This is a genomic window from Methylobacterium haplocladii (genome assembly GCF_007992175.1).
Taxonomy (GTDB): domain Bacteria; phylum Pseudomonadota; class Alphaproteobacteria; order Rhizobiales; family Beijerinckiaceae; genus Methylobacterium; species Methylobacterium haplocladii.
In genome coordinates this window covers 51,022-64,506 of the sequence record NZ_BJZT01000029.1, presented here as the reverse complement: position 1 = coordinate 64,506, position 13,485 = coordinate 51,022, and the positions used below count along the sequence as shown (strand labels likewise).

Here is a 13,485-nt window from a genome sequence, read left to right as displayed (position 1 = left end):
CGTCTTTGGGGAATGGTCACAATCTCGAGATCCGACCTGTTAGCTGGTTTTAAATGCGATCACAGCGTCGACCCGACTCAAAACAAACCAGCTTTCGACAAACAAGACTTCAATAATAATAGTATATTTATGGAAACGGAGCACACCATGCCAGAAGCGCTTCAAAATGTATTTTTTATTATATCAAGTATTTGTTTAATATCTATTCTCATCACGATAATACTTATCTATAAGTCGATAAAAAATGGCATTGAAAATATAATTACCCTATTGAAGGGCCTTCGGCCGTCGAAAGACGACAGCAATCCATTGACTGCTAACGAGGAATCCCGTGCCGCTACCAACCCGTCGATTTCAACGCCCTTAATAAATACACCTTCTGTCAAAGCATCTCAGAGCATGAGTACGCCGCAAGAGCCGTTATCAGCGGCTAAAAAGCAAATTCTTAAAAGTATAATTGATCTCGAACCAAATCGAGATCCAACAGAGGAGAGGCGTACCGTATTGTTGGGCCGCCTGAGTAGTGTCGGCTTCGGGGGACGCCGTGAAGAAAATGCTTCTCAGGATGATGGGCCACATCCTCGAGAGCGATCCTCTCCCGGAACACGCGGATCCACATCGCAACCACGAGTGACGGCCGATGATGAACTCGACATCCCAGCGTTCTTGCGTTCACAAGAGATAATTGACAATAAGACAAGTCGATCAGCAAAAACAGCAGGAAATTCAGCAGCTGACATTGCGCGCAGCGCACGCAAATCTAACCGTATACCAAAGGAAATCGATCTTTGCCCGGTCGATGCGGCAGTTTTTTGTCCGCCCGAGGTCCAAGCCGGAACAGACTTCCTTTTACAAGTATGCATTTACTCGCCCGGCTTCGAAAAAGCGGCGTCTAAACTTATCAAACTGTCTGATCCCGATGCCGTAAAGAAAGGTGTTTTCTCATTTCCACTTGATATTCCGTCTGGCACGCGTGTCGAATTTAGAGCGGAGATAGACCATCTGCAAATATTGGAACCAGACGGCGTAATTGTTTGGAAAGGTCTACCGGTTGTCACTCAATTTGAGGTCACAGTCCCAAAAACTGTTACCATGCCACAAAGCATCGGCCGGATAAGAATTTCGGTTTCAGGAGTCCCGGTTGGAGCAATTCGATTTATATTGAAAATAAGCAAACAAATTTCAAAAGATAATCAGTACGCTCAACAAGAAATACAAATACAACGCTATAAGCGAGCATTTGTGTCATATGCATCCAAAGATCGAGCGGAGGTTTTACGGCGCGTTCAGGCATTCAAGATTGCCGGAATAGAAATATTTCAAGATGTATTGAGTCTCGCCCCGGGAGATCGGTGGAACCAACAATTGTATAAAGAAATCGATAAATGCGACGTGTTTTTGTTGTTTTGGTCGCATTCTGCCGCGGACTCTGAATGGGTATCCAAAGAGATCGAATATGCCCTTAACCTCAAGATGAATACCGAAGATAGACCTCCGTTTATTCAACCCATACCGATCGAGGGTCCGCCAATCGCTCCGCCTCCAAAACTCTTAGAGCACCTTCACTTTAACGATGCCTTGCTGGCATATATGAGAAACTAATCAATCAATGATATTACCTCGCTTCTGCAGACAATTTTGGTTCATTCTGCAGAATTAATGCTAAATGACGATGCGACTGCCTGGGATAAATCAGCTCTGTCTTGCTATCGGAATGAACGTGACGATCGCCACCGTGGCAGTAGCCTATCGCCGTTGCCGTCTGTCATCTGCACCGTCCTCTTCGAAATAGGGATCGGGATCGGCGATGCATCGATCGTGGCAGCAGCGCGCGAGCCTCGCACCATCGTCGGGTCGTCGGTGACGTGGATCTGTGATGGATTGCCGGATGACGCCGCGCGGGTCGAGTTCGGTGAAGGCAACCGGGGCAGGCCTGGCGTAATGCCAGATCCCGGCCCGTGCGGTCAGGTAGTCGGCGTGTGTCGATCGTTCATCGGCATGCAACCGTTGGACGTTTCGCTGGGCCATGTCATGCCCCATCAAAGCATGGGACGTCAGGAGCCGGCCTGAAGTCACGAATTTGAGTTTTTCGATTATATGGTGGCGGAGGAGGCGGGATTCGAACCCGCGATACGGTTTCCCGCATACACACTTTCCAGGCGTGCGCCTTCAACCACTCGGCCACCCCTCCAGGTCCGCCGTTCAACGGCGGACGCGGGTCCTGTAACCCGCTGCGGCTACGGCTGGCAAGGCGCTCGGCGCGTTGTGGGTGAGGGCGGGCGCGGGCGTGGCGGGCGATCCTCAGATTCGCCGCTTTCCGGGTGGATCGAGCCGCCTGCTGCTGCAGGTACCCGCGGCGCGGCAGGGCAAGGGTCGGGCGACCGTGATCCGGTTCGAGAACGTCACGAAGGTCTATCGCACCAACGGCCAGCGGCGGACGATCCTCGACCGCGTGTCGTTCACGCTCAAGCCGGGTACCAGCTACGGCATCATGGGCATCAACGGCGCCGGCAAGTCGACCACGATGCGCCTGATCGCCGGCACAGAGGAGCCGACCCGCGGCAGCGTGCACCGGGGTCTGCGGGTGTCCTGGCCGCTCGGCTTCGCCGGCGGTTTCCACCCGCTGATGACGGGGCGCGACAACATCATCTTCGTGGCGCGCATCTACGGCGAGGACCCGCGCCGGGTGCTGGAGTTCGTCGAGGAGTTCTCGGAGCTCGGCAGCTATCTCGACGTGCCGATCAAGACCTACTCCTCCGGTATGGGCGCACGCCTCGCCTACGGGATGAGCATGGCGATCCCGTTCGACTGCTACCTGATCGACGAGACGCTGGCGGTCGGCGACGCGCGCTTCGCCAAGCGCTGCGCGGACGTGTTCAACCAGCGCCGCGAGACCGCCGACGTCATCCTGATCTCGCACGACATGGAGACGATCCGGCAATACTGTTCGCAGGCGCTGATCCTCGTCGGCGGCCGGGCCATCGTCTACGAGGACGTCAACGAGGCGATCGAGGTGTACCGGCGCCTCAACACCTGACGGACACGGTTTCGCCGTTCGGGTCGGTCATGAGGCACGAGTCAGACAGGTGAAGACGGGGCGCGGCCTTGGGGCCGGGGCTTCGAACCGAACGGACCATTCAGGCGCATGACCGTCGAGATTCGCAATCCGCAGGGCCAGGCGCTCACCACCGCCGACCGCTCGAACGCCGTCGCCGAATCCCTGAAGCAGATGGCGCGGGCCTCGCGGTTCGCCGACCGCAACAAGGGCATCCGGTCCTACCAGAGCCACGTCCGCAGCGACCCGCTGCTGCCGATCCTGTTCGTACTGCTCTGCGTGGTGCCGACGGTCGTCGGCGCATTGTATTTCGGCCTGATCGCCTCGGACCGCTACGTCACCGAGGCGCGCTTCGCGATCCGGCCAGCGATCGGCGGTGCGGAGAAGGCCTCGTCCGACGAGGTCGGCACCGGCAACGGCGTGCCGAAGGCGATGATCGCCCAGGACACGATCATCACCACGAACTACATCGAGAGCCGCCCGATGATCGAGACGATCGAGGGCATGATGCCGGTGCGCGCGATGTTCTCGCGCGAGGACATCGACTGGTTTTCCCGGTTCAAGGCCAACAAGCCGATCGAGAAGCTCGTCAAGTACTGGCACGACCGGGTCAAGACGAACATCGAGACCGGCTCCGGCATCGTCACGCTCACCGTCGAGGCCTTCGATCCGCACGAATCCCTCGCGCTCACTCAGGCCGTGATGAAGGAGAGCGAGCGCAAGGTGAACGAGCTCTCGCAGAAGCTGCGCGACGACGGGCTCGCCGAGAGCAAGCGTGAACTCGTCCATGCCGAGGAGCGCATGAACAAGGTCCGCTTCGCCATGCGCGACCTGCGCAACCGCGAGGGCATGCTCGACGCCTCGAAGACAAACGAGACCAACCTCAAGATCATCGGCGAGCTGCGCAAGGCGCGGATCGAGCTGCAGGTCCAGCTCACCATGTCCCTGCGCGACCTCGCGCCGGAAACACGCCGCATCCAGGACATGAAGGCGCAGATCGCCAACCTCGACGAGAACATCGCGCGTATCGAGCGTGAGGCGACGAGCCTGGACCCCGAGAAACGCAAGGTCATCTCGGCGGCGATGTCGCAGTTCGAGGCCTACGAGAACGAGCGCATGGATGCGGAGAAGTACTTCGCCAAGGTGCTCGCCGCCAACGAGCGCGCGCGGATCGTGGCGGCGCGCCAGATCGAGTTCTTCAGCACCGTGGTCGAACCAGTCCTCGCCGAATCGGCCACGCAGCCGCGGCGGATGCTGATGATCAGCTTGATCGCCGCCGGCTCTCTCGCCGCCTTCGCCTGCGCCGTGATGTTCCGAAAGTACACGGCATAACCGACAGCCTCAGCGGATGCCGCCCGGCGGCAGGCGCGTCGGCGGCGCCGTCTCGGGATCGGCGGAGGGCCTCGGTTCGGCTCCGGGCACGAGCGGATCGCTGCCGGCGACCTCGTGGCCCGTTACGGGGGTGACGCCGCCGTCGCCGATGCTGCCGCCGGTCCAGCCCTGCGCGCGCCAGCCCTCGGCACGCTCGTCGAGATCGATCGAGCCGCTCTTCTGCAGGAGGCTCATCACGCGGTCGGCCTTGTCATCCTCGGCCCGCACCGTGACCAGCGTGCCGCCACGGCGTACGCCCTCGGCATAGGTCTCGGCATCGGAGTGGCTGAGGCCCGCCCCGGTGAGCGCGCCGAGCAGGCCTCCGGCCGCCGCGCCGACGCCGGCCCCGGTGACCGCCGCGACGAGCCAGCCCGCGGCCACGACCGGGCCGACGCCGGGAATGGCCAGAAGACCGAGCCCGGCGAGTAGCCCGGCGCCGCCGCCTAGCACCGTGCCCACCGTCGCGCCCGCACCCGCGCCGTCCGCGGCATCGCTCTCCTGCGCGGAGGCGGAGGCCGCGGGCGGTAGCCGGCCGAGATGACGCTCGCCTTCGTTGCTCGCGACGATCGCGATGTCCGCATGCGGCACGCCCTCCGCCTCGATCCGGTCGACCGCCTTGGCGGCCTCTTCGTAGTCGTCGAACAGGGCGGTGATGGCGCGAGCAGCCATGGCGAGTCCTCCAGCGTGTCTTTGCGTTCGTGTCGGCGGCGTCACTCGGCGGCGACGTTGCCCTTGAAGTCCATGCCGATCGAGAGCGTCTTTCCGGCGTGTACGGCCTTGCCGTGCCAGATGCCACGATCGTCCTTCTTCAACTCGGTGACCTCGCCAAACCCCATCTTGCCGAACTTCTCCCGCACCTGCGCCTCGGTGAAGCTGTTGGAGCCGGGCTCCAACGGTTCGCCAACGGCGCCCTTTTCATGCGGCTTCAGCCCATGCGGATCGACGCCGCTGTCGGCGAAGGCCGGGGCGAGGAGCGACAACAGGACGGCGAGAGCGAGCGGGGTGCGCATGACGATCTTCGAGTGGAGCGGAGCCTACCACCCCTCAAGCAGCCGGCCTCCCCATGGTTCCGGCGCCGGCGTTAACGCGCCGCTAACCAAGAGCCCGGCAAATCTTGCCGGGTCCGCATCCGCTGCGGCAGGGAACGTCCGTTCATGAGCGAGATCGCCAGCGCCGCCCCCGGCGCCGGGAGCGGTGCTTCCGCCTTCGGCGGCTTCGCCATGCCCACCCGCGCGAACTGGCAGGCGCTCGGCCGGCGCACCGACCTGTTCTTCGCCACCGCGGTGATGGGCATCCTGACGGTGCTGATCTTCCCGCTGCCGGCGATGCTGCTCGACATGCTGCTGGCCGTGTCGATCATCATGTCCGTGCTGATCATGATGACGGGCCTGTTCATCGACAACCCGCTCGAATTCACGGTCTTTCCGACGCTGCTGCTCGTCGCGACCCTGCTGCGGCTCGCGCTGAACCTCGCCTCGACCCGGCTGATCCTCGGCCACGGCCACGAAGGTACGGCGGCGGCGGGCCACGTCATCGAGGCCTTCGGGCACTTCGTGATGGGCGGCAACTTCGTGATCGGGATCATCGTGTTCGCGATCCTGATCATCGTGAACTTCGTGGTCATCACCAAGGGCTCGGGCCGGATCGCCGAGGTCGCGGCCCGCTTCACCCTCGACGCCATGCCCGGCAAGCAGATGGCGATCGACGCCGACCTCTCCGCCGGCCTCATCGACGAGAAGGCGGCCAAGGCCCGACGCTCGGCGCTGGAGGAGGAATCCTCGTTCTTCGGCGCCATGGACGGCGCCTCGAAATTCGTGCGCGGCGACGCGATCGCAGCGCTCCTCATCACCGGCATCAACGTCGTCGGCGGCATCATCATCGGCGTCGCGCAGCAGAACATGGCGTTCGGCGAGGCGGCCAAGACCTACACGCTGCTGACCATCGGCGACGGTCTCGCATCCCAGGTGCCGGCCCTGATCGTCTCGACGGCGGCCGGCATCCTCGTCTCGAAGGCGGGCGTGAAGGGCTCGGCCGACAAGGCGCTCGGCAAGCAGCTCGCGAACTACCCGAAGGCACTCGGCATGTCGGCCGGCGTCATGGGCCTGATCGCGCTCCTGCCCGGCATGCCGCTGATCCCCTTCGCCCTCCTCGGTGGCGCCGCCGGCTACGCCGCCTGGAAGTTCGCCAAGACTGCCCGCGAGGCGCCCCCCGTGCAGGCCGACGGCTCGCCGGCGCCCGCCGCCGGCGCTGCGCCGGCCGAGGAAACAGTCACCGACCTGCTCAAGCTCGACGACCTCAAGCTGGAGATGGGCTACGCGCTCCTGGCGCTGGTCAACGGCGAAGGGCAGGACCGGCTCACCGACCAGATCAAGGCGCTCCGTCGCCAGCTCGCGGCCGAACTCGGCTTCGTGATGCCCTCGGTGCGCATCCTCGACAACGTGGCGCTGGAGGCCAACGCCTACGTCGTGCGCGTGAAGGAGATCGAGGCCGGGGCGGGACAGGTCTTTCCGGGTCAGTTCATGGCGATGGACCCGATGGGCGGCCAGGTCCAGCTGCCGGGCCAGCACATGGTGGAGCCGACCTTCGGCCTGCCGGCGACCTGGATCGATGCGTCCTTGCGCGATCAGGCTCAGCTCAAGGGCTACACCGTGGTCGATGCGGCCACCGTGATCTCGACGCACCTCACCGAGACCATCAAGGCGCATGTCTCGGAGCTCCTGAACCATGTCGAGGTCCAGAAGCTGATGCGCGAGCTCTCCAAGGAGCACGGCGAACTCGTGAAAGAGGTCGTGCCGGCACAGATCGCCACCACCGGCATCCAGCGCGTGCTGCAATTGCTGCTCGCCGAGCGGGTCTCGATCCGCGATCTCGGCGCCATCGTCGAGGGCATCGCCGAGGTCGCCGGCCACGTGAAGAATCCGCGAGACATCGTCGAGCACGTTCGCGCGCGGCTCGGCCGCCAGATCTGCGCGCAGTACCAGGGGCCGGACGGCACGCTGCCGATCATCACCCTGTCGCCCGCCTGGGAGCAGGCCTTCATGGAATCGATCGTGGGCGAGCGCGAGGAGCGCTATCTCGCCATGCAGCCGTCGAAGCTCTCGGACTTCGTCAACATGGTCCGCGACCGCTTCGAGCAGGCTGCCCGCATGGGCGAGATGCCGGTCCTCGTCACGTCCGTCCAGTCACGGCCGTTCGTACGCTCGATCATCGAGCGCTTCCGGCGCGAGACCCCGGTGATGAGTCAGGCGGAGATCCATTCGCGCGCGCGGCTGCGGACGGTGGGATCGGTCTGAGCGACCCGCCGCTCAATCTGCCAGCAGGGCGACGCAGGAGAAGGCGCCGGCGAGGGCGAGGTTGCCGAGGACGAGAAGGGTGAGGAGTGTCATGGGGAAGATCCAGGGCGCAAGGCCACGCTAAGCTTGACTTTAAACGCGTATACTCAAGGTTGGTTGCACGGCGGGTTTCACGCGTACGATGCCGCCGTGGAGGCGGGCGGCTTCGTCTGCTATTCCGGCGTGACGGGCTTAGCCGACTCCGCCTGACAGGATCGTGAATGCCGCAGCCCGAGGGCAGCACACCGGCCGAACGGCTCGCCGCCGCGTTTGGCTGGTCGGACGGAGAACTCGCGGTTGGCGGCGTGTCGCTCACGACGCTGGCCGAGCGCCACGGCACGCCGCTCTACGTCTACGATGCCGAGCGCATGCGTGAGAGCTACCGCGCGCTGAGCGAGGCCGTCGCGGGTTTCGCCGGCATCTACTACTCGATCAAGGCCAACCCGAACCCGGCCGTCGCCCGCGTTTTCGTGGGGGAGGGGGCAGGGATCGAGATCGCCTCGGCGGCCGAATACATCGCGGCGCGTGCGGCGGGCGCCACACCGGAGCGCATTCTCTTTGCCGGCCCCGGCAAGCGCCCGGACGAGCTCGCCTACGTGATCGAGCACGGTATCGGCGAGATCCATCTCGAATGCGCCGAGGAGATTGCGCGCGTCGCCGCGATCGGCGCGGCGCTCGGCCGGCCGGTATCGGTCGCCGTGCGCATCAACCCCTCGGCCGCGGCTCAAGGCGGTGCGATGCGGATGGGCGGAAAGCCGTCGCCCTTCGGCTTCGACGAGGAGGAGCTCGAAACCGTCATCGACACGGTGACGGCGCAGCCGGCGCTCCGCCTCACCGGCATCCACCTCTTCGCCGGCACCCAGATCCTCGACGCGGACGTGCTCGCCGGCCAGTGGCTCCACGGCCTGCGGCTGGCGGCGCGGGCGGCACGGCATCTCGGCCGGCCGCTGGAGACGATCGACCTCGGCGGCGGCCTCGGCATCCCCTATTTTTCGAGCGAGACGGCGCTCGACCTCGCGCGGCTGAAAGAACGCGTCGGCGACCTCGTCGCGGTCGTGCGCGACGAGCCGTTGATCCGCGACGCCGCGATCGTGATCGAGCCCGGTCGCTTCCTCGTCGGCCCGGCCGGGCTCTACGTGGCGCAGGTGCTGGCCTCCAAGGTCTCGCGGGGCACGCGCTTCCTCGTGCTCGACGGCGGCATGCATCACCACCTCGCCGCCTCGGGCAATCTCGGACAGGTGATCAAGCGCGACTATCCCATCGTCGCCGCCACGCCGCGCGGCCGCGAGACCGCGCTCTGCACCGTCGTCGGCCCACTCTGCACGCCGCTCGACACCCTCGCGCGACAGGCGGCGCTTCCCGACTGCCAGGCCGGCGAGCTGATCGCGATCCTGCAATCCGGCGCCTACGGGCTGACGGCGAGCCCAGTCGGCTTCCTCAGCCATCCGACGCCGGCGGAGGTCATGGTGGATGGGGGGAAGGTCACCGAGATCCGCCCGCGCGGAAGCTTCGACGTTCCGATGGCGCTACCAGGGATGGGGGCCGGTACGGGACGATGAGCTCAGAGCCGAGAGGATCGGCTGTGATGAAGGCGGCCGAGGCGCTATGACCGCCGTCCGGACGAGCAGCAGGGACCAACGCCGATCATGATCCTCGAAATCGCGCAGATCGACGTGAAAGTCGGCTCGGAGGCCGCGTTCGAGGCCGGCATTACGACGGCCTCGGCGCTGTTCAAGGCCGCAGCCGGCTGCCGCAGCTTCCAGCTCCGTCGCTCCATCGAGAAGCCGCAGCGTTACCGGCTGCTGATCGAGTGGGAGACCCTGGAGGCCCACACCCAGGATTTCACCGGCTCGCAACCCTGGAAGGACTACCGCGCCCTGGTCTCCCCGTATTTCGAGGGGCCGCCGCAGGTGGAGCATACGGAACTGGTGCTCGAGGCTTTCTGAGTGAGCAACCGGGTACAGAGGCGTGACAGCCCGCGGCCGCGTCGGCTACGACGCTCTTCATGAGCCTGTCACGTCCCCTCCGAATCGGCACCCGCGGCAGCCCGATGGCGCTTGCCCAGACCGGCATGGTCCGCGACAAGATCGTCGCGGCCAATCCGGGGCTGGAGACCGAGATCGTCGTCGTCTCGACGGTGGCCGACCGGATCCTCGACCGGCCGCTCTCCGAGATCGGCGGCAAGGGCCTGTTCACGAAGGAGCTGGAGCAGGCATTGTTCGCCGACGAGGTGGATGTGGCCGTCCACTCGATGAAGGACGTCGAGACCTGGCTGCCGGACGGCCTCGCCATCGCCTGCATCCTGGAGCGCGACGACCCGCGCGACGCCTTCCTCTCCGCCAACGGCGCCGACGGGTTCGCCGATCTGAAAGCGGGTTCGCGGATCGGCACCTCCTCGCTGCGCCGCGCCGCGCAGGTGCTGATGCGCCGGCCCGACCTCAAGATCGTGCCCCTGCGCGGCAACGCCAACACCCGGATGCGCAAGCTCGAAGCGGGCGAGTGCGACGCGACGCTGCTGGCGCTCGCCGGCCTTCAGCGCCTCGGCATGGAAGACGTCGCCCGGAGCGTGCTTGGCGTGGACGAAATGCTGCCGGCGGTGGCGCAGGGCGCGCTCGGCATCGAGACGCGGATCGGCGACGATGCCGTCCGTGCGCTGCTGGCTCCCATCGCCTGCGCTAGGACCACCACGGCCCTCGACGCGGAACGCGGCCTTCTCGCCGAACTCGACGGCTCCTGCCGCACGCCGATCGCGGCGCTGGCGCGGATCGAAGGCGACCGGCTCACCCTCGACGGCCTGCTCTTCCTGCCCGACGGCAGCCGGCATTGGGGAGTGACGCGCGAGGGCGCAGCCAGCGACGCGGCGGCGATCGGCCAGGATGCCGGGGCCGAGCTCAAGCGCGCGGCGGGCGACACGTATTTCAAGCATCTGCAGTAAGGGTGCTGGTCGAGTGCCGATCGGCATTGCGGCAGCCCGCACCCTCGGCGGCCCTCATCCTGAGGTGCTGCGTAGCAGCCTCGAAGGACCCAGCGACATATCCCGGAGGCGGTGCGGGCGGGTGGGACGAGTGGCGGCAGTGCTTCGAGGCCGCTGACGCGGCACCTCAGCATGAGGGGCGAAGTGCCTGCCAATTTTACCTAAATGCGCTCACGCCACGCTGCGCTCGATCTCCTCCTCGTCGCAGATCACGCCCGACACACCTACGAACTCGGCCTGCGTCGCATACGCCGCGGGGCGGGCGGCTGCGCCGGTGCGATCGGGGGCGAAGGTGGCGAGGAACGAGCGCATCACGTGGCGCACGCCGGCATCGTTGATGGTGCGCTGGTCGTCGTTGTAATAGCGCCCGGCATTCACGTTGCTGGTCACCACGTCGTAGGCGGGGAAGTAGACCGCGTTCGGGTCCGAGCCATCGCAGACCTCGCCCGCCGCGACCCGCAGGACGGACTTCGAGTAGCTGTTCGATTCCATCACGTGGCGGTCCATGTAGGTGGCGATCATCGGAACCGGCGAGACCGTGAAGATCACCCGGGCGCCCGGATTGACGCTGCGCAGCCGCTCCAGGAAGCCGCGCAGGTCGCCGAGCACCTCGGCCGCACCCGCGTTGACGCAGGTGTAGAGCGAGGGATCGAAGCTCCCGCCGGCGACGCCCGGGGCCAGGGGCAGGGCGGCTCCATCGGCCCGCCAACGCCAGCCCTCGGTGAGGCCGAGCGTCAGCACGAACACGTCGAGGGTCTCGAACAGGTGGCGCACCTGGGCGAAGTGTGTGTCGCGCGCCGCGATGACCTCCTCTTCGCTGGCGAAGCCGCCCGGCTCGATCGTCGGGCGGAACGGATCGACGTAGCGCCCATCCTCGCGCTGCCAGGACTTGAGCTCGGGATCGAAGCGGCCGTAGGCACGGTCGAAGAGCTGCACGAATTGGCGCGTGTAGTAGAGATTGCCGTAGCGAGCCGAGAAGGTGCCGAACTGGCGTGCCTCGGCCTCGGTACGGAGCGTGCCCTCGGGGGCGGTCTCGGTGACGTAGTAGTTGAAGCCGGCCTCGCGCAGGGCCTCGGCCACGCGCTGGGCGAAGCAGGAGCCGCCCGTGGCGACGCGGTCGTTCACACCGATGGTGAAGGCCGCCTTCGGCCGCGGATCGACTGCGAAGGGCGGCAGGTTGACCACGGCCTTGCGCCAGAATCGCTCGGCCGGTAGATCGCTGTAGGGGTTCGTCGCCACGATCGACCCGTCTCCTCATCCGCAACGGCAGCAGGCCCGTCGGCGCCCTTGCCCGGACCCGGACCAGCCCGGCGCGCTTTACGCCCTGACCTTCTCGATTCCATCCTGGGCGACACCGTGGCGCTCCCGTCCGTCCGTGACGGAGAGGCACGGGCCGCGGATCGTCGTCATCGGCAATTGCCAGGCCGTGGGCACGGCGCAGGCGTTGCGCCTGCTGCTCCCGGACGCGCGGGTCGAGACCCAGCCCATCGCCTATCTGAAGCGGCGCTTCCGCGATCTCGGCGGGTTCGCGCGCCATCTACGCGACGCCGACCACGTCTTTTCGCACTTCTTCCCAGACGGGTTCCTGCCGGGCGGCAACGTGCTCGCGCTACAGAAGCAGGTGCCGCATCTGCGGCTGTTCCCGACCATCGTCTTCCCGGCGTTCCACCCCGACGTCGTCTATGTCGGCGACGTGGCGGGACTCCGGCTGTCGAAGCTGGTGCAGGGGCCGGTCGGCCCGTCGCATTCGGCGATCGCGCTCTGCGCCTTCCTGGAAGGCCTGAGCGTCGAGGCGGCGCTCGGGCTCTACAGCGGTGCGGTGTTCGAACGGCTCGGCTACGACCGGGCCTGGGACGAGGGGGCCGCGTACCTGCTGAAGTCGGCGCGCGACATGCAGTTCGGCCTGGAGCCGGAACTCGCCCGGTGGTCGCGACGCGGCTGCTTCATGCACGATGCCAACCATCCGAAGCTCCCGGTTCTCGGCGACATCGCCCGGCGCCTCGCCGTGGAGGCGGCCCTGCGGCCGCTCGACCTGAGGGTGGAGGACTACCTGCCGGACGCCCTGGTCGACGAGTCGATGTGGCCGGTCTACCCGGAGATCGCCGAGCGCTACGGCGTGCCCGCGGAGTTCCTGTTCCGGGCGAGACCCGTCAGGGGCGGGCCGCCGAGGCTGCTCGACCTGCCGGCCTTCATCGCGGAAAGCTTTGCGGTGTATGCGCGCGTGCCGCGTGAGCGGTTGACCGCGGCTCGGGTGACGGCGTGGCGCAGCGACCCGGAGATCCGCGCGCTCTTCACGTCAGCCGGCGGCGCGTAAAAGCTCGTCCTGGCCGGCGGCGCTGGCCATCATGCGGGCGAGCGAGAGAATCTCGCGGACCTGGAAGGGCTTGTGCACGAAGATGCTGCCCGGCACCGAGCGCCGGGCGATCTGCGCGGTTGTCGAGGCATAGATCACCGGGCGGCGCGGATGGCGCTCGCGATAGGCGCTCGCCACCTCCCAGCCGTCGATCAGGCCGGGCAGGCTGATGTCGGTGAACAGCCAGTCGATCTCGTCGGCGCGCTGGCGCAGCATGGTCAGCGCCGCCTCGCCGCTCGATGCGGCGAGCACCCGGATGCCCTGCTGTTCGCACAGGCTGGTGAGCATCTCGAGCAGGAGATAATTGTCCTCGACGATGAGGACGCTCGGCGCGGGAGCCATCGGTGTCGACCCAGTTGCAGGAATCCGCATGACGCTGCCGAAATGGTTAATGTTTGAT

Annotated in this window: 12 protein-coding genes and 1 tRNA gene; 8 read left to right on the top strand and 5 right to left on the bottom strand. The window is 65.6% G+C overall.

Annotated features, from left to right (window positions below):
* Positions 1-147 precede the first annotated feature (147 nt).
* Positions 148-1,602, top strand: a complete 1,455-nt coding sequence (locus MHA02_RS13670) for a TIR domain-containing protein (RefSeq protein WP_170249222.1) — start codon at positions 148-150, stop codon at positions 1,600-1,602.
* Between the two features lie 499 nt (positions 1,603-2,101).
* Here the strand turns inward: MHA02_RS13670 and MHA02_RS13665 are convergent.
* Positions 2,102-2,191: transfer RNA gene (locus tag MHA02_RS13665), tRNA-Ser, on the bottom strand.
* A gap of 192 nt (positions 2,192-2,383) precedes the next feature.
* Between MHA02_RS13665 and MHA02_RS13660 the strand changes: the two genes are divergently transcribed.
* Together MHA02_RS13660 and MHA02_RS13655 are read left to right on the top strand one after the other, a co-directional pair.
* On the top strand, positions 2,384-3,037 hold the full coding sequence (locus tag MHA02_RS13660; RefSeq protein WP_147079623.1) for an ABC transporter ATP-binding protein: 654 nt from the start codon (positions 2,384-2,386) through the stop codon (positions 3,035-3,037).
* A 108-nt stretch (positions 3,038-3,145) separates the two neighbouring features.
* On the top strand, positions 3,146-4,387 hold the full coding sequence (locus MHA02_RS13655) for a KpsE/RkpR family capsule polysaccharide export protein (protein WP_147079522.1): 1,242 nt from the start codon (positions 3,146-3,148) through the stop codon (positions 4,385-4,387).
* Between the two features lie 9 nt (positions 4,388-4,396).
* On the opposite strand, the gene MHA02_RS13650 is transcribed toward MHA02_RS13655, so the two are convergent.
* Both MHA02_RS13650 and MHA02_RS13645 read right to left on the bottom strand, forming a co-directional pair.
* On the bottom strand, positions 4,397-5,095 hold the full coding sequence (locus tag MHA02_RS13650; RefSeq protein ID WP_147079520.1) for a general stress protein: 699 nt from the start codon (positions 5,093-5,095) through the stop codon (positions 4,397-4,399).
* Positions 5,096-5,136: 41 nt separating this feature from the next.
* A complete protein-coding gene (locus tag MHA02_RS13645; protein ID WP_147079518.1) occupies positions 5,137-5,436 on the bottom strand; it encodes a hypothetical protein in 300 nt (99 codons plus the stop codon).
* A 144-nt stretch (positions 5,437-5,580) separates the two neighbouring features.
* On the opposite strand from MHA02_RS13645, the gene flhA reads away from it, so the two are divergent.
* From flhA to hemC, 4 genes are all read left to right on the top strand, one after another.
* On the top strand, positions 5,581-7,719 hold the full coding sequence (gene flhA / locus MHA02_RS13640; protein ID WP_147079516.1) for a flagellar biosynthesis protein FlhA: 2,139 nt from the start codon (positions 5,581-5,583) through the stop codon (positions 7,717-7,719).
* Positions 7,720-7,979: 260 nt separating this feature from the next.
* On the top strand, positions 7,980-9,317 hold the full coding sequence (locus MHA02_RS13635; protein WP_147079514.1) for a type III PLP-dependent enzyme: 1,338 nt from the start codon (positions 7,980-7,982) through the stop codon (positions 9,315-9,317).
* A gap of 87 nt (positions 9,318-9,404) precedes the next feature.
* A complete protein-coding gene (locus MHA02_RS13630; RefSeq protein WP_147079512.1) occupies positions 9,405-9,704 on the top strand; it encodes an antibiotic biosynthesis monooxygenase family protein in 300 nt (99 codons plus the stop codon).
* 59 nt (positions 9,705-9,763) lie between these two features.
* On the top strand, positions 9,764-10,693 hold the full coding sequence (gene hemC / locus MHA02_RS13625; protein WP_147079510.1) for a hydroxymethylbilane synthase: 930 nt from the start codon (positions 9,764-9,766) through the stop codon (positions 10,691-10,693).
* A gap of 210 nt (positions 10,694-10,903) precedes the next feature.
* On the opposite strand, the gene MHA02_RS13620 is transcribed toward hemC, so the two are convergent.
* Positions 10,904-11,971 carry a GSCFA domain-containing protein gene (locus MHA02_RS13620; protein WP_147079509.1) on the bottom strand — a complete coding sequence of 356 codons (1,068 nt, stop codon included), beginning with the start codon at positions 11,969-11,971 and terminating at the stop codon, positions 10,904-10,906.
* Between the two features lie 136 nt (positions 11,972-12,107).
* Here MHA02_RS13620 and MHA02_RS13615 point away from each other — a divergent pair, with 136 nt between their 5' ends.
* A complete protein-coding gene (locus MHA02_RS13615) occupies positions 12,108-13,046 on the top strand; it encodes a WcbI family polysaccharide biosynthesis putative acetyltransferase (protein ID WP_238180504.1) in 939 nt (312 codons plus the stop codon).
* Here the strand turns inward: MHA02_RS13615 and MHA02_RS13610 are convergent.
* Positions 13,029-13,427: a response regulator gene (locus MHA02_RS13610; RefSeq protein ID WP_147079507.1), complete on the bottom strand. Its 399-nt coding sequence runs from the start codon at positions 13,425-13,427 to the stop codon at positions 13,029-13,031. The genes MHA02_RS13615 and MHA02_RS13610 overlap by 18 nt on opposite strands.
* Between the last annotated feature and the right edge of the window lie 58 nt (positions 13,428-13,485).